The sequence below is a fragment of the Avibacterium paragallinarum genome (genome assembly GCF_011765605.1).
GTDB classification, from domain to species: domain Bacteria; phylum Pseudomonadota; class Gammaproteobacteria; order Enterobacterales; family Pasteurellaceae; genus Avibacterium; species Avibacterium paragallinarum.
The window spans coordinates 1,445,101-1,460,034 of record NZ_CP050316.1 but is presented as its reverse complement, the minus strand read 5'-3'; the positions used below and the strand labels follow the sequence as shown (position 1 = coordinate 1,460,034).

Annotated in this window: 18 protein-coding genes; 4 read left to right on the top strand and 14 right to left on the bottom strand. The window is 43.3% G+C overall.

Going from position 1 to position 14,934, the window contains the following annotated elements:
- Positions 1-29: 29 nt before the first annotated feature.
- The 12 genes from acpP to bioA all read right to left on the bottom strand — a co-directional run bounded on the left by acpP (position 30) and on the right by bioA (position 9,717).
- The gene (acpP, locus tag HBL79_RS06850; RefSeq protein ID WP_017805595.1) at positions 30-260 is read right to left on the bottom strand and encodes an acyl carrier protein; all 231 of its coding nucleotides are present in this window, start codon (positions 258-260) and stop codon (positions 30-32) included.
- A gap of 265 nt (positions 261-525) precedes the next feature.
- Positions 526-1,254, bottom strand: a complete 729-nt coding sequence (gene fabG / locus HBL79_RS06845; protein WP_035688974.1) for a 3-oxoacyl-ACP reductase FabG — start codon at positions 1,252-1,254, stop codon at positions 526-528.
- 36 nt (positions 1,255-1,290) lie between these two features.
- Positions 1,291-2,235: an ACP S-malonyltransferase gene (gene fabD, locus HBL79_RS06840; protein WP_046097362.1), complete on the bottom strand. Its 945-nt coding sequence runs from the start codon at positions 2,233-2,235 to the stop codon at positions 1,291-1,293.
- 45 nt (positions 2,236-2,280) lie between these two features.
- A complete protein-coding gene (locus tag HBL79_RS06835; RefSeq protein ID WP_046097363.1) occupies positions 2,281-3,231 on the bottom strand; it encodes a beta-ketoacyl-ACP synthase III in 951 nt (316 codons plus the stop codon).
- A gap of 31 nt (positions 3,232-3,262) precedes the next feature.
- On the bottom strand, positions 3,263-4,297 hold the full coding sequence (plsX, locus tag HBL79_RS06830; protein WP_035688977.1) for a phosphate acyltransferase PlsX: 1,035 nt from the start codon (positions 4,295-4,297) through the stop codon (positions 3,263-3,265).
- Between the two features lie 22 nt (positions 4,298-4,319).
- The gene (gene rpmF / locus HBL79_RS06825) at positions 4,320-4,490 is read right to left on the bottom strand and encodes a 50S ribosomal protein L32 (protein WP_005544470.1); all 171 of its coding nucleotides are present in this window, start codon (positions 4,488-4,490) and stop codon (positions 4,320-4,322) included.
- Positions 4,491-4,507: 17 nt separating this feature from the next.
- Entirely contained in the window at positions 4,508-5,032 is a 525-nt protein-coding gene (gene yceD / locus HBL79_RS06820) for a 23S rRNA accumulation protein YceD (RefSeq protein ID WP_017805600.1), read from the bottom strand.
- An 84-nt stretch (positions 5,033-5,116) separates the two neighbouring features.
- Positions 5,117-5,764 carry a dethiobiotin synthase gene (gene bioD / locus HBL79_RS06815; RefSeq protein ID WP_035688978.1) on the bottom strand — a complete coding sequence of 216 codons (648 nt, stop codon included), beginning with the start codon at positions 5,762-5,764 and terminating at the stop codon, positions 5,117-5,119.
- A 14-nt stretch (positions 5,765-5,778) separates the two neighbouring features.
- The gene (gene bioC / locus HBL79_RS06810; protein ID WP_035688981.1) at positions 5,779-6,537 is read right to left on the bottom strand and encodes a malonyl-ACP O-methyltransferase BioC; all 759 of its coding nucleotides are present in this window, start codon (positions 6,535-6,537) and stop codon (positions 5,779-5,781) included.
- Positions 6,537-7,247, bottom strand: coding sequence for a DUF452 family protein (locus tag HBL79_RS06805; RefSeq protein ID WP_370539168.1), 711 nt, complete (start codon positions 7,245-7,247; stop codon positions 6,537-6,539). The genes bioC and HBL79_RS06805 overlap by 1 nt, the downstream gene beginning before the upstream one ends.
- 15 nt (positions 7,248-7,262) lie before the next feature.
- The gene (bioF, locus tag HBL79_RS06800; protein WP_017805604.1) at positions 7,263-8,435 is read right to left on the bottom strand and encodes an 8-amino-7-oxononanoate synthase; all 1,173 of its coding nucleotides are present in this window, start codon (positions 8,433-8,435) and stop codon (positions 7,263-7,265) included.
- Positions 8,428-9,717, bottom strand: coding sequence for an adenosylmethionine--8-amino-7-oxononanoate transaminase (gene bioA, locus HBL79_RS06795; RefSeq protein WP_017805605.1), 1,290 nt, complete (start codon positions 9,715-9,717; stop codon positions 8,428-8,430). Before bioA ends, bioF begins: the two co-directional genes overlap by 8 nt.
- Positions 9,718-10,012: 295 nt before the next feature.
- Between bioA and HBL79_RS06790 the strand changes: the two genes are divergently transcribed.
- A complete protein-coding gene (locus tag HBL79_RS06790) occupies positions 10,013-10,960 on the top strand; it encodes an IS110 family transposase (protein ID WP_174758208.1) in 948 nt (315 codons plus the stop codon).
- A gap of 24 nt (positions 10,961-10,984) precedes the next feature.
- Here HBL79_RS06790 and HBL79_RS06785 read toward each other — a convergent pair whose 3' ends face one another.
- Positions 10,985-11,197 carry a hypothetical protein gene (locus HBL79_RS06785; RefSeq protein ID WP_035688986.1) on the bottom strand — a complete coding sequence of 71 codons (213 nt, stop codon included), beginning with the start codon at positions 11,195-11,197 and terminating at the stop codon, positions 10,985-10,987.
- Positions 11,198-11,216: 19 nt separating this feature from the next.
- Here HBL79_RS06785 and asd point away from each other — a divergent pair, with 19 nt between their 5' ends.
- The 3 genes from asd (at position 11,217) to HBL79_RS06770 (ending at position 13,595) form a co-directional block, all read left to right on the top strand.
- Positions 11,217-12,104 carry an archaetidylserine decarboxylase gene (gene asd / locus HBL79_RS06780; RefSeq protein ID WP_174758209.1) on the top strand — a complete coding sequence of 296 codons (888 nt, stop codon included), beginning with the start codon at positions 11,217-11,219 and terminating at the stop codon, positions 12,102-12,104.
- A 58-nt stretch (positions 12,105-12,162) separates the two neighbouring features.
- Entirely contained in the window at positions 12,163-12,795 is a 633-nt protein-coding gene (locus HBL79_RS06775; protein WP_035688989.1) for an FKBP-type peptidyl-prolyl cis-trans isomerase, read from the top strand.
- Positions 12,796-12,944: 149 nt separating this feature from the next.
- On the top strand, positions 12,945-13,595 hold the full coding sequence (locus HBL79_RS06770; protein ID WP_035688992.1) for an IS1595-like element ISHpa1 family transposase: 651 nt from the start codon (positions 12,945-12,947) through the stop codon (positions 13,593-13,595).
- 140 nt (positions 13,596-13,735) lie between these two features.
- On the opposite strand, the gene gapA is transcribed toward HBL79_RS06770, so the two are convergent.
- Positions 13,736-14,740 (bottom strand): glyceraldehyde-3-phosphate dehydrogenase, encoded by a 1,005-nt coding sequence (gapA, locus tag HBL79_RS06765; protein ID WP_035688995.1) that lies wholly within the window; start codon positions 14,738-14,740, stop codon positions 13,736-13,738.
- Positions 14,741-14,934 lie beyond the last annotated feature (194 nt).

Genomic DNA, 14,934 nt, shown 5'->3' with positions numbered 1-14,934 from the left:
AGGCGGTCCAGAAACCGCCTTAATTTTACTTATTGATTGTTTTCAACGTAATCAATCGCTGATTGAACAGTGGTAATTTTTTCTGCTTCTTCATCAGGAATTTCGATATCGAATTCTTCTTCTAAAGCCATTACCAATTCAACAGTGTCTAAAGAGTCTGCACCTAAATCTTCAACGAAAGAAGCTTCTGGTTTAACCTCTTCTTCTTTAACACCTAATTGTTCAACAATGATTTTTTTTACGCGTTCTTCAATGCTCATTTGCTTTTTCCTATTTATAGTTAGCCATAAAATAATGGTTTTATAGTGTATGTATTTTTAGCCAAGTTGCAACCTCTTTTTACAAGGTCAAACCACAAATTCGCTAATCAAAATACATTCACTAAAATAAGTTACGTTACTTTGCTAACGCAACAGCCAACGTAAACAATTTACATCGCTGGGGGTAATTCTAGCATTAAGCCCTGTTTTTGGCTATGGTTTCAGACAATAAATTGTTTTATGTCAAAATCGCTGTCTGTTGGCATTATGCCATATACATTCCGCCATTAACGTGCAATGTCGTTCCTGTGATATAGCCTGCGTCGTCAGAAGCTAAAAACGCCACCGCTTTGGCAATATCTTTCGGCTCGCCTAAACGCCCAGCGGGTACATTAGCTAAAGTCGCGGCTTTTTGCTCTTCGGTTAGGGCTTCGGTCATATCTGTGGCAATAAATCCCGGAGCGACAACATTAACGGTAATGCCACGCGAAGCCACTTCTTTGGCAAGGGCTTTGCTAAAGCCGATCAACCCCGCTTTTGCCGCACAATAATTGGCTTGTCCTGGGTTGCCCATTGAGCCAACCACTGAGCCGATGGTGATAATGCGACCCGCACGTTTTTTCATCATTGAACGTAGCATTGCTTTAGAGAGATGGAAAACGGAAGTGAGATTAGTTTGCAAAATATCAAACCATTCTTCCTCTTTCATTCGCATTAATAGGTTATCACGGGTGATCCCAGCGTTATTAATAAGAATATCAATATCGCCGAAATCGGCTTTGATTTGTGCGAGAACTGCTTCAATGGATTGTTGATCCGCGACATTTAGCACTAAGCCTTTGCCTTTCTCGCCAAGATAAGCGGAAATGCTGTCAGCCCCTTTTTCAGAGGTGGCAGTACCGATCACAAACGCTCCTTTGGCACTTAATTCTTCCGCAATCGCACGCCCAATTCCACGGGTTGCCCCTGTTACTAAAGCAATTTTACCTTGCATTCTTTTTCTCCTAATTATTCAATGGGTTGCTTGCGATTAGGCTTCAACGAGCATTGTTTCTGCTTTTTCTAAAGACGCAAGATCATTCACTGCAACCGCATTTAATTCTTTCACAATACGGCTAGTTAAGCCTGTCAGCACTTTGTTTGGCCCAATTTCAATGAGAACCTCAATGCCTTGTTGTGCCATTTTTTCTACCGTTTCCGTCCAACGCACTGGGCTGTAAAGCTGGCGAATAAGTGCGGTGCGAATTTCATCACTTTTTTCTTCAGTCTTCACATCAACGTTGTTGATCACTGCGATTTCAGGGGTTTTGAGGGTGATATTTTGTAAAGAAACCGCAAGTTGATCTGCCGCAGGTTTCATCAAGGCACAATGAGAAGGCACACTCACCGCAAGCGGTAAAGCACGTTTCGCCCCGGTTTCTTTACAGGCTGCAGCCGCACGTTCTACCGCCGCTTTTGTTCCCGCAATCACCACTTGCCCTGGTGAATTGAAATTCACCGCTGACACCACTTCACCCTGTTCCGCTGCTTTACACGCATTAATAATAGCTTCATTATCTAGCCCGATGATGGCATACATTGCCCCCGTGCCTTCTGGCACGGCTTGTTGCATCAATTTGCCACGCAATTCCACTAATTTAATGGCATCTTGGAAATCCATCACGCCCGCACAAACTAAGGCGGAATATTCCCCTAAGCTATGCCCTGCCATTACTTCAGGTTGAAGCTGTGGATATTGCTGTTGCCATACACGATAAATCGCTACTGAAGAGGCTAAAAGTGCGGGTTGGGTTTGCCACGTTTTATTCAATTCTTCTGCGGGGCCTTGTTGCACTAATTGCCATAAATCATAGCCAAGCACTTCTGAGGCTTGCTGAAAGGTTTGTTCTACCGCAGGAAATTGGCTGGATAATTCAGCAAGCATTCCGACCGCTTGCGAGCCTTGTCCTGGGAAAACCATTGCAAATTTTTTCATTGTTTTATCCTATTTTTTATGGAATTGCTATTCTAGCAAATAAAGTTAAAAACGAACCAGTGCTGAACCCCAAGTCCAACCACCGCCAAAGGCTTCTAATAATAACAGTTGTCCGCGTTGAATACGCCCATCTCGCACCGCTTCATCAAGGGCAGTTGGCACAGTCGCCGCACTGGTGTTGCCATAGCGATCGAGCGTGATTACCACTTGCGACATTTCCATTTCTAATTTTTTGGCTGTGGCACTGATAATGCGTAAATTGGCTTGATGTGGCACGAGCCAGTCGAGATCTTTTTTGTCTAATTGATTTTCGGCTAAGGTTTCTTCCACCACATTGGCTAATTGGCTCACCGCTAATTTAAAAGTGGCATTGCCTTGCATTGAAATATAGCCAGACTGCTCATCACCACGTTGCGCCTGTGGAAGTAGCAAGGCGTTTTCGGTATCTGGGGAAGCGTGTAAATGGGTTGAAATCACACCGCACTTTTCGCTGGCTTCTAAAATCACTGCACCTGCCCCGTCGCCAAACAGCACCACTGTGCTACGATCGGTTTCGTCAAGATGACGAGAATTTAAATCCGCCCCAATCACCAGTGCCTTTTTCACTTGCCCCGTGCGTACAAATTGATCCGCAACGGATAAAGCATAAACAAAGCCTGTACAAGCTGCGGCGACATCAAAGGAAATCGCGTCTTGAATGCCAAGAAGCCCTTGAATTTGGCAAGCTGCACTTGGATAAGAATGAGAGTTCGTGGTTGTTCCCACCACGATAAGATCGATGGCTTGGGGATCAATCTCTGCCATTTCTAAGGCTTTTCGTGCGGCATTTGCTCCCATTGTTGCGACAGTTTCATCAGCCGCGGCAATGCGACGCTCTTTAATCCCTGAGCGAGTGGTGATCCATTCGTCGGAGGTATCCACCATTTTTTCTAAATCGGCGTTGGTTCTCACTTGTTCTGGTGCATAGCTACCAGTGGCTAAAATTCTACTATACATAACAATTTCTAATGATTTAATGAGTTAAAAGCTAATATTTTTGCAAACCCGCTAAAATCTTTTCAGGGATTTTTTGTCTTGCCTGCTGTGCCGCATCGGCAATGGCATAGGCAAAGCCATCAATATTTGCACTGCCGTGGCTTTTTACCACCACTGAGGTTAATCCAATTAATGAAGCCCCGTTATACTGATCTGGGTTAATTTGTTTTAGACGTTGATAGCTGCCTTTTAGCAAAAAAGTTCGCACAAACCAACGCAAAATCGGTTTTAAAATATGATTTGTTTTATTCAATGTGGGACTGCCTTTGAATAAAGAAATCACATTCTTTGCTGCGCCCTCTAAGGTTTTTAATGCCACGTTGCCCACAAAGCCGTCATTCACAATCACGTCCGCTTTGCCATTGAGCAACAAATCCCCCTCAATAAAACCGATGTAATTTAAAGTCGGATTTTGTTTCAGCATTTCTGCAGCATCACGAATTGATTTGTATCCTTTAACTTCTTCAATGCCAATATTCAGCAAGGCAATACGAGGAAAGACCAAACCTAAACAGTTCTCGGCAAAAATCGCTCCCATCAAGGCAAATTGATACAAATTTTCCGCACTGCACTCAATATTTGCCCCGAGATCTAACATTACTGAACGATCGCCATTGATGGTTGGGATCACGGAGATCAACGCAGGGCGTGCAATGCCTTTTAAGGGCTGTAATAAAATTTTGGCAAGCCCCATTAAAACTGCCGTATTCCCCGCACTCACACAAGCTTGTGCCTCGCCTTTTTGCACCGCTTCAATGGCTAAACGCATTGACGAGCCTTTGCTATTGCGTAAGGCATAAGTAAAATCTTGATGATTATCAATCACTTTGGAGCAATGGCACAGCTTAATGCGGTTCTGAATGCTTTGTGGTGTATTTTCTAATAATGGAAGAATTTGCTGGCTGTCGCCAAACAATAAAAGAGAAAGCATCGGATCTTGTTCCAACGCTTTTATTGATGCGGGGATAGTAATACGGGGACCAATGTCCCCGCCCATCACATCTAACGCAAGGGTTAGACGGCTCAAGTGCTTACCTTATAAAAAGTAATTACTTGTTGATCACTTTACGACCACGGTAATAACCGTCAGCAGTAACGTGATGACGTAAATGGGTTTCGCCACTTGCTTTATCTACTGATACAGCAGCAGTAGTTAAGGCATCGTGTGAACGACGCATATCACGACGTGAACGAGATTTTTTATTTTGTTGAACAGCCATTGGCTATACTCCTAAATTTACTTTTGCTTTAAACTAGCTAATACAGCGAACGGGTTCGGTTTTTTTGCCAATTCTTCAGGCAATTCGCCAAAAACCTGTTCAGCCACGGACACTTCACAGTGTTCAGATGAATGCATCGGCACAATAGGCAGACATAACATGAGTTCATCTTCAACGGTTGCCAACAAATCAATTTCGCCAAATTGATTAAACTCAATAGGTTCATAAATTTCTGGTAACGCGTCAGCTTGATCCAAATTAGAAACTGGGCTATATGCAAATTCCGCTTCTAAAACTTGTGTGAAAGGCTTATCACAACGCTGGCAAATAAGTTCCACCTCTACGCTGGCTTTGCCTTTCATTACAACTAATTTTTGAGGATCAATGAAAAATGATAATGTTACCTGTGCATCGCTGAGCACTTTTTCCACTGATTCAGCCAAACGCGTTAATTGGTTGATTGCATAGTAGCCATCATAATCCAATCGACGTTGAGCATCTTTCACTGGATCGGTTGTAATGGGTAATTTTACCTTTTTCATAGGGCGTGAATATTACCTTTTGATGTGCAATTAGTCAAAGGAAATTCGCTTTTTTTCTGCGAAAAACTCGAATTTCCCCCTTTGCTAACCTTGTTCCTGTTTTTCCAACACAAGAAATTTCCCTTGCGGAAAATGCTGATGAAAATAATTTTTCAAATAACGCTCAGTTTCCCGATTAATGGTTTCATCGCCAAGGGGATAGCGGTTATAAATCAAGGCGTGTAGCGGGATTGCATATTGCTGACAAGCCAATAAACTCAACAGCGTATGATTAATGCTTCCCAATTTCCCTGATGTTACCAAGATCAGCGGGTATTGTTGCTGTGCCACATAATCGAGCGTGGTGTGTTGTTCATCATAAGGCACAAACAACCCGCCAGCGCCCTCGAGTAGCACATAATCGTAACGCTCAGCAAGCTGTGAGGTGGCTTGTTGAATAAGTGCGGTGCGAATTTCACGGGTTTCTAAGCGAGCGGCTAAATGGGGCGAGCAAGGATAGCGAAACAAATAGGGGCAAGTTAGCCCTTGATGATCTTCGGGCAGTAAATCAATGCCTTGCAATTTACGGTGTCGCACGATGTCTTCTGAGATGTTTTCACAGCCCGTTTGGATCATTTTTTGCGTGATCACGGAAAAGCCTTGCTCCGCGAGTTTTTTCGCATACCAGCCTGTGGCGATGGTTTTGCCTACGTCCGTATCAATGCCTGAAATAAAGATCACTTGCCCTGCCATTTTGTTCCCCCTTGCTATAATTTTTGCGCCAAAATAAAAAGTGGCTGATAATTCAACTGCACTTGTCCTTGCGGATTTTCATATTGCGCTTGGTAATCTGCAATAAATTGTTGCAATCGTCCCTTTGTCCAATGTCCTTGCCCCGTTCCCGTTACCCCCGTTGCTTTAAGATGTTGCAATACCGCAAGGGGAGAGGAAAAATAGAGCGATATTTCCTGCTGAAACAATGCTTTAACCTCAAAATTTGCACGCAACCATTCTTGCCATTGTGATAGGTTGGGATAGTCCAGCCCCACACCCGTTAAATGGCGAACTTCCGCTAAATTTTGCTCGGCAAACGTGCTGATTAATAACTGCCCTTGCGGTTTTAGTAAGCCCGCACATTTTTGCACAAAGCCTTGCGGATCGGCAAACCACTGCACGACCGAGGCAGAAGCGATAAGATCATAATGGTGCGGAAAAGGATAGCTCTCCCCATCGCCCTGATAAAACGTAAAATTGCCCTCTGGCAACAAGGCGTTGAGCTGGCTGGTTACCTCACACAAATCATTGAATGCCCAATGTTTCACTTGCAAATGCTCAATCAGTAATCGGCTTAAATGCCCTGTGCCGCAGCCGATTTCTAACACCCGCTCAAATGCGGTTTCCTCACTTTGCAATAGCAAGGCGAGCAGTTGCTGATTAATGCACTGCTGGGCTTGGGCTTGGCTGTCGTAGGTCGGCAAGGCTTGGGTGAAGCATTGTGCGACGCGGGATTTATCCACCTGATTCATCAAAATAATTCAGCCCAGTGTTGAAATGCGGTGAATGGGTAATGAGGCAAGGCTAAGGTTTGTAGAGAAAATTCAGCCTCATTTTGCACCGCACTTTTATTTGTTATGCGTTGCTCTTCGGCGATATGCACTCGCTCCGCTTGGTAGGCTTGCCAAAAGCTAAGCTGATTTTGCACGGGGAAAATGCGATCCTTTTCGCCCACAATGGCTTTTGTCCATTGTATTGATCTTTGCCGCCCCTGAGTTTGTTGCATAGCGTGATAAAGTGCGGTCAATTCTGAATGCACTTTTTGCCAATCGCGTTGCTCCGCCAATTTTTGATAATGCTGAAAAATGTCGCTATCACCGCACATTCTGCGTTGAAATTTGGTTAAATTACGTTCATTAAGTTGTTCTAGCGTTCCAACAAACACCGCTTGCGGAATACCCATTTCGTCATCACAAGGTTTTCCCGTGCCGTTAATGGCTGTGGCACTGATGAGAGGCAGTTGTCCCATCACTTGTTCCGCCACCCATACGCCCATTGACCACGCCACAAGGCGGATTTGCTGATAGGCGGAAAGATCCTGCTCAAAATGCAGATCTTGATAGTCATAGCACAATAATAAATCTGTGTTTTCGGGCAAGGTTAAATGTCCCACAGCACTGGCAGGCGTTCCCCAGCCGGCAAAATAAAGGATTAGCTGTTTGTTATTTTCTGCCGTTTTAATCAATGTGGTTTGCATTTATTGCTGAAATTCCTGTAACAAAGTGAGAAAAGCGTCCACTTCTTGCTCGCTCATATCCGCCGTTAAAGAAAGGCGGATTCGCGATGTGCCTTGTGGCACAGTTGGCGGACGAATCGGCAAGCAATAATAGCCCTGTTGTTGCAAGGCTTGGGCGGTGGCAACGGTTTTTTGATTATCACCGATAATATAAGGGATAATACCGCTTTCACTCAGAATCGATTGGGCTAAATTCTCGCGAAAAAAGCACCGCACTTTTTCGCTTATCTGATGTAAATGTTGGCGACGCGTAGCAAAGTGTGGGAGTTTTTCAAACAGAAATGCCGTCCACGCAACGCATATCGGTGGCAAAGCGGTAGAAAAAATCAGCGGTCGCATTTTGTTGATTAAGTAATCTTTTAGCAGTTGATCGCACACCACATACGCTCCCATTGAAGCGAGGGCTTTGCCAAAGGTGCCAACTAAAAAATCGATCTCTTGCACACAACCTTGCTGTTCCGCAATGCCTAATCCCGTGTCGCCATAAGCCCCGATGGCGTGGGCCTCGTCCACATAAAGCATCACATTGCCAAAGCGATGTTTTAACGCTACAAGCTGGCGTAAATCTACCACATCACCGTCCATACTGAAAATGCTTTCGGTAACAATGATCATTCGTTGGTAATGGGCTTGATGTTTTGTTAATAAGGTTTCTAAGTGATTGAAATCATTATGCCGATAGCGAACAAAATCCGCCTCGCTCAAACGAATGCCGTCAATGATACTGGCGTGAACCAGTTTATCCGCCACGATTAGGGTTTTCTTATTTGCCACCGCAGGCAAAATGCCGATGTTGGCGTGATAGCCACTATTAAACAGCAAGCACGCCTCACGTCCAAATCGGCTTGCCATTAGGCTTTCGAGCTGTTCGTAAATGGCGAAAGATCCCGTGAGTAACCTTGAGGAAGAGGAAGTAAAGTGCGGTAGGTTTTCGCCATAGTTTTTTAAAAATTCGCTTTTCAATGCGTCATCATTGGCAAGACCTAAATAATCATTAGAGGACATATTGAGCATTGTACGTCCGTCTTTGACGATCATTTTGCCTTGATGATCTAACTGGGGAAGCTGACGAAACTGCCCAATCGCCTTGAGTTCTGCCAGTGTTTGTGCAAAATCAGCGAGATGATTATTCATTGTAAACCTCTTTGAGTACTGCCAATAAGCCTTGCGTGAGCTGGCTGAGCTGGGTTGCCGAAATAATAAAAGGAGGCATAATATACACCAAATGCCCGAAAGGGCGTAGCCAAATGCCTTTTTCGACAAATTTTGGCTGTAAAATGTTCAAATTCACAGGTTCTTTCATTTCTAACACGCCAATCGCCCCCAGAACACGCACCTCTTTCACCGCCTTGAAGGATTTTGCAGGGGCAAGTTCCATTTTTAATTGTTGCTCAATGCGTTGTACATTGCCTTGCCAATCACTTTCTAACAAAAGATCAATGGACGCACAAGCAATGGCACAAGCCAGTGGATTACCCATAAAAGTTGGTCCGTGCATAAAACATTTTGCTTCGCCGTTACAAATGGTTTCTGCTATGTGAGCGGTGGTAATAGTGGCAGAAAGGGTTAAATAACCGCCTGTGAGGGCTTTGCCTAAGCACATAATATCAGGCTTGATATTGGTGTATTCGGTGGCAAATAATTTCCCTGTTCGCCCGAAGCCCGTGGCGATTTCATCAAAAATCAGCAATACGCCATATTCATCACACAAGGTGCGGGCTTTTTCCAAATAAGTCGGCGAATAAAAATACATTCCGCCTGCCCCTTGCACAATGGGCTCTAAAATTAAGGCAGCAATTTCACCGCTCTTTTCGGCGAGTAAATCCTTTAATGGCTGAATATCTGCCTCTTGCCATTGTCCGTCAAAAGGGGTTTTAGGCTGTGGGAGGAAATACTGCACGGGCAAGCCTTTCGCAAATAGGCTGTGCATACCCGTGATCGGATCGCACACCGACATTGCGTGCCAAGTGTCGCCGTGGTAGCCCGAACGAATGGTGGCAAACTTGTAACGCTCGCTTTCCCCTTTAGCTTGCTGATATTGCACCGCCATTTTCATCGCCACTTCTACCGCCACAGAACCGCTATCGGCGAAGAAAATTTTGTCTAGCCCTTGAGGTAATAATTTCACCAAGCGAGAAGCCAATTCACCAGCGGGATCGTGGGTAAAACCGCCAAACATAATATGGCTCATTTTATCCAGTTGATCCTTCGCCGCTTGGTTCAATTTCGGGTGATTATAACCGTGTAACGCCGCCCACCAAGAAGACATTCCGTCAATCAGCCACTTGCCATTTTTCAACGTGATTTCCACCCCGTCCGCACGCTCCACCGCAAACATCGGTGCATTACTATTCAGACATGAATAAGGGTGCCAGATGTGGTTTTTGTCGATATTGAGGAGGGTTTGTTCTTGCATTTTTAACCTGTTATTCCTGCAAACTTTAGGGAGAACGATGTATTCGCCCGCATCTCATATCATTTTTTGTAGGGACGGACCTACGTGTCCGTCCGTAATAATCATTAATTTTTTGGGTGCACACATAGGTGCACCCCTTGTATATTAAAATTAATATAAAATAGCAACAAAACCCCGTTATCTGCATCTCGCATACGCCCCAGGCAACAAACCGAGTTGTAGCAATGAGAGCAAATAACATTTCACCAAAAAACCGAACAGTTGCCAGACTTAAACCCGAATGCAAGGCAGGTTAATGATGAATGAACAAACTTATTGTGGTATTGATGTTGCTAAACGTCATTTCGTCATTGGGCTTTCTACCCAAAAACGAACAAAAACCGAAACCAACAACCCGAAAGGGATTGCACATACCATTGAGTATTTACGTCGTTTCAGTGTGGACTTAATTGTCCTTGAAAGCACCGGTGGGCTTGAACTTCCATTAGCTAAAGCACTCCACCGCACAGGCTTTCGTGTGGTGATTGCCAACCCGCGACAAACCAATCAGTTTGCGATGTCGCAGTCACTAGCAAAAACCGACAATAAAGACGCCAAAATGTTGGCTTTTTACGCCCAAATGCTCGCAATGCGTGATAATGTAGCACAACAGCTTTACATACCACCCACTCCCGAGCAGGAACAGCTTGAAGCCCTTGTTTCACGCCGTAATCAGCTTGTTGAAATGCGTTTTGCGGAGAAAAACCGCCTTGAACAAGTTCATTCCACACAAGTATTCAGTGTTGAACAGCATATCGACTATCTCAGCCTGCGTATTGATGAGCTGGATAGGGAAATCGAACAGCATCTCAAACATTTTGACGATACAATAAAAAAGTTTAAAGACATCAAAGGGTTGGGTACACAAACAATAGCCGTTTTGATGTCAATGTTGCCTGAGTTAGGGCAATACACACATAAACAAATCGCTTCACTTGTTGGTGTTGCACCCCATCCTAAAGAAAGTGGCAACACCAAATGGAAAAGCCGCTGTTCAGGTGGTCGCAAAGTCGTACGAAATGCACTGTATATGGCAACATTTGTTTGTGTGCGTTTTGAGCCTAAACTCAAACAATTTTACGAACGCTTACGTGCTAATGGTAAGGCGTTCAAAGTGGCGATTAACGCCTGTATGCGTAAGCTTCTCACCATTTTAAATGCGATTGTCCGCGATGACTCGCAATGGGACGCTCACGCACTTTAATTAACGAATTTGTATTTTTGCTTTTTAGCGGAATACAGTTGCTACACCTATCATTTTATCGTAGGGACGAACCAGTGTGTCCGTCCGTATATCATTATCCGCTTTACGGGCAAATACATAGGTCGCCCTACGCCTTTCTAATTGAAAACGAACACTACCCCCATTCTTTTGATAAATCAAGGCAAAATCCGCATATCGTTGCACAAGTAGGATAAGTTGATATAATCGCCCTTCCATTTTAACAAAGGAAAACCTTATGACATTAAAAACGCAAATGCCTTTAACGTATTGGCAACGTGTAAAAGTGGCCTTTCAATATGTAATGCCGCAACTTTATTTAACCCAGCTGGCAGGTTGGTTTGCAAAGCAGAGTTGGGGCGTGGTAACCCATTTTGTTATCAAATTATTTGCCAAAAAATACCAAGTGAATATGCAAGAGGCGGCAAAACCTAATTTTAACGATTATGCCACCTTTAATGAATTTTTTATCCGCCCATTAGCGGACGGTGCAAGAAAAATCGATGAAAATCCGACCGCACTTTGCTTGCCTGCTGATGGTTGCATCAGCCAGTTAGGGCATATTGATAATGATCGTTTGTTACAAGCTAAAGGACAGGATTTTAGCCTCGCTGATTTGCTTGCTAATGACGAAGAATTAGTTGAGGCCTTTAAAAATGGTGAGTTCGCCACCACTTACCTTTCACCACGCGACTATCACCGTGTACATATGCCTTGCGATGGCACATTACGCAAAATGATTTATGTGCCGGGCGTGCTTTTTTCCGTGAACCCGTTCTTAGCGGAGCATATTCCCAATTTATTTGCTCGCAATGAACGCGTGATTTGTGTGTTTGATACCGAATTTGGACAAATGGTACAAATTTTAGTGGGGGCAACCATCACAGCGAGCATTAGTACACAATGGGCGGGGGTGATTAATCCACCACGAGCCAATGAAGTAAAAGTGTGGACGTACGAGGGCGATAACGCGGTGAAATTAGCCAAAGGGCAAGAAATGGGCGTGTTTCAACTTGGCTCAACGGTGATTAACTTATTCCAAGCGGATAAAATCACCCTCGCGGAACAGTTAGCCGTTGATGTGCCTGTGCATATGGGAGAAGTGTTGGGCTATAAAAAGCACTAATGGCTTAACTCCAACATCGTCGCGATAAAATTTATTTATTCAATAAAAGGAAAAAACAATGTCAGAACAATTTTTTAATCAAGTGTCTTTAGATGATGTTTCTGCTAAAGGTAGCTATGGTATCGGTTTACAAATCGGTCAGCAATTAGTCGAAAGCAAATTAGCCGTTAAAGCAGAAGCGGTTGCGAAAGGGATTTTTGACGCATTAAATCAAAACCCGCCTGCGATTGATTTCAACGAAGTCAGCCAAGCATTACAACAACTTCAACAAGAGGCTGCCGAAGCCGCTAAAGCTCAATTTAAGCAGATTGAGGAAGCAGGCAAAGCCTATTTAGCCGAGAACGCAAAAAAAGACGGCGTAAAAGTTACCGATTCGGGCTTGCAATATGAAGTGCTAGTGGAAGGTAACGGCAAAATTCCAAGCAAACAAGATCAAGTACGCGTTCACTACACAGGAACATTGCCAGACGGCACGGTATTCGACAGCTCCGTGCAACGCGGTCAGCCAGCGGAATTCCCAGTAAGTGGCGTAATCCCAGGTTGGGTTGAAGCCCTTTCAATGATGCCAGTTGGCTCAAAATGGAAACTCACCATTCCTCATAACCTCGCCTACGGCGAACGCGGTGCTGGTGCATCAATCCCACCATTTAGCACATTAGTGTTTGAAGTGGAATTGTTGGATATTCTTTAATTTATTTTCTTCATAAAAAAGACCTAACCTATTGTTAGGTCTTTTTGAACAGCGTTATTTTAAAATAATACTGAATCATACCATTTTGCTATATTATTGGGGCTGTCCTAGATAACAACTAAAAAATCTATTTAGGTTAGAATGAACCAATGAGAAAAAGTCGTCTAAGTCAGCACAAACAAAATAAACTCATTGAGCTATTTGTTGCAGGTGTTACTGCAAGGACAGCAGCAGAGTTAGTCAATGTAAACAAAACGACTGCCGCATATTACTTTCATCGTTTATGCCAACTCATCTATCAAAACAGCCTTCACTTAGAGATGTTTGAAGGTGAAATTGAAGCCGATGAAAGTTATTTTGGCGGTGCTCGCAAAGGCAAACGTGGTCGTGGTGCGGCAGGGAAAATTGGGGTATTCGGGCTTCTCAAGCGCAATGGCAAGGTTTATACCGTTGCGGTTCCAAATACGCAATCTGCCACCTTGTTACCCATTATTCGGGAGCAGGTAAAGCCTGATAGTATTGTTTACACCGATAATTATCGTAGTTATGACGTGCTTGATGTGAGTGAATTTAGTCATTTTCGTATCAATCACAGCACACATTTTGCTGAAAATCATAACCACATTAACGGAATTGAGAATTTTTGGAGCCAAGCAAAACGCCATTTACGCAAATTTAATGGTATCCCAAAAGCGCATTTTGAGCTTTATTTAAAGGAATGTGAATGGCGTTTTAATTACAGCAACATAAAAAGTCAAATTTCTATTTTAAAACAATTGGTTAAAGGGAGTTTAGTCTAGTTATCTAGGACAGCCCCATATTATTTATACAGACTTTGGCTTGTTGCTTTGTTTTATTTTGTATTTTATAAGACGAGTAAAAATTCAAGAAATAAAAAACCGCACTTTAAAAGTGCGGTTTAATTTTAAAAAGGTTTTTCTTAGCCTTTGTAGTTGTGAATGTGTGCTACTAAATCTAATACTTTGTTTGAATAACCTGTTTCGTTATCGTACCAAGAAACCAATTTAACGAAAGTATCAGTTAATGCGATACCAGCTTCTTTATCAAATACAGAAGTAAATGCACAACCGTTGAAGTCTGTTGATACTACGGCATCTTCAGTATAGCCTAAAACGCCTTTCATTTCGTTTTCAGAGGCACGTTTGATTTCTGCACAGATTTCATCATAAGTTGCTGGTTTTTCAAGATTTACAGTTAAATCAACTACAGAAACGTTTGGTGTAGGAACACGGAACGCCATACCTGTTAATTTACCGTTTAATGCAGGGATTACTTTACCTACTGCTTTTGCTGCACCTGTTGAAGATGGGATAATGTTTTGTGCCGCACCGCGACCACCACGCCAGTCTTTTGCTGATGGGCCATCAACGGTTTTTTGCGTTGCAGTTGTTGCGTGAACAGTTGTCATTAAACCGTCTTTGATACCCCATTTGTCGTTAATTACTTTTGCTAATGGTGCTAAACAGTTTGTTGTACAAGATGCGTTTGAAACGATGTCTTGACCTGCATAAGTATCAAAGTTTACGCCGTTTACGAACATTGGAGTCGCATCTTTAGAAGGACCAGTTAAAACAACTTTTTTTGCACCAGCTTCAATGTGTTTGCGAGCAGTTTCATCTGTTAAGAAGATACCAGTTGCTTCAACAGCGATATCAACACCGATTTCATTCCATTTAAGGTTTGCAGGATCACGCTCAGAAGTTACACGGATTGTTTTACCGTTCACCACTAAATGACCGTCTTTCACTTCAACAGTGCCATCGAAACGACCGTGAGTTGAATCATATTTCAACATATATGCCATATATTCAACATCGATTAAATCGTTGATGCCTACTACTTCGATGTCATCACGTTGTTGTGCTGCACGGAATACGATACGACCGATACGGCCGAAACCATTGATACCAATTTTAATTGCCATAAGTTTTTCACCTATAATTTAAGTTAAACAAAACGGTTACGTGTCATAGAAAGCATTTCTATTTATTGTCGGCGGGATTATAGCACGCTTTTTTTACTGGATGAAACTAACTCGTGTGAAAACAGCAAAACATTTTGTGATCTACATCAAACTTTGGGGCTTCTATTGCCTTGAGAATTGGGTGTTTTTGTAGG

Coding starts and splice junctions, on each gene's coding strand:
- HBL79_RS06770 (WP_035688992.1), top strand. CDS start 12,945: ATGAGAAAAAGTCGTCTAAGTCAGCACAAACAAAATAAACTCATTGAG.
- bioF (WP_017805604.1), bottom strand. CDS start 8,435: ATGAATAATCATCTCGCTGATTTTGCACAAACACTGGCAGAACTCAAG.
- HBL79_RS06790 (WP_174758208.1), top strand. CDS start 10,013: ATGATGAATGAACAAACTTATTGTGGTATTGATGTTGCTAAACGTCAT.
- fabG (WP_035688974.1), bottom strand. CDS start 1,254: ATGCAAGGTAAAATTGCTTTAGTAACAGGGGCAACCCGTGGAATTGGG.
- bioA (WP_017805605.1), bottom strand. CDS start 9,717: ATGCAAGAACAAACCCTCCTCAATATCGACAAAAACCACATCTGGCAC.
- yceD (WP_017805600.1), bottom strand. CDS start 5,032: ATGAAAAAGGTAAAATTACCCATTACAACCGATCCAGTGAAAGATGCT.
- HBL79_RS06835 (WP_046097363.1), bottom strand. CDS start 3,231: ATGTATAGTAGAATTTTAGCCACTGGTAGCTATGCACCAGAACAAGTG.
- acpP (WP_017805595.1), bottom strand. CDS start 260: ATGAGCATTGAAGAACGCGTAAAAAAAATCATTGTTGAACAATTAGGT.
- HBL79_RS06775 (WP_035688989.1), top strand. CDS start 12,163: ATGTCAGAACAATTTTTTAATCAAGTGTCTTTAGATGATGTTTCTGCT.
- bioD (WP_035688978.1), bottom strand. CDS start 5,764: ATGGCAGGGCAAGTGATCTTTATTTCAGGCATTGATACGGACGTAGGC.
- rpmF (WP_005544470.1), bottom strand. CDS start 4,490: ATGGCTGTTCAACAAAATAAAAAATCTCGTTCACGTCGTGATATGCGT.
- asd (WP_174758209.1), top strand. CDS start 11,217: ATGACATTAAAAACGCAAATGCCTTTAACGTATTGGCAACGTGTAAAA.
- bioC (WP_035688981.1), bottom strand. CDS start 6,537: ATGAATCAGGTGGATAAATCCCGCGTCGCACAATGCTTCACCCAAGCC.
- fabD (WP_046097362.1), bottom strand. CDS start 2,235: ATGAAAAAATTTGCAATGGTTTTCCCAGGACAAGGCTCGCAAGCGGTC.
- gapA (WP_035688995.1), bottom strand. CDS start 14,740: ATGGCAATTAAAATTGGTATCAATGGTTTCGGCCGTATCGGTCGTATC.
- HBL79_RS06785 (WP_035688986.1), bottom strand. CDS start 11,197: ATGGAAGGGCGATTATATCAACTTATCCTACTTGTGCAACGATATGCG.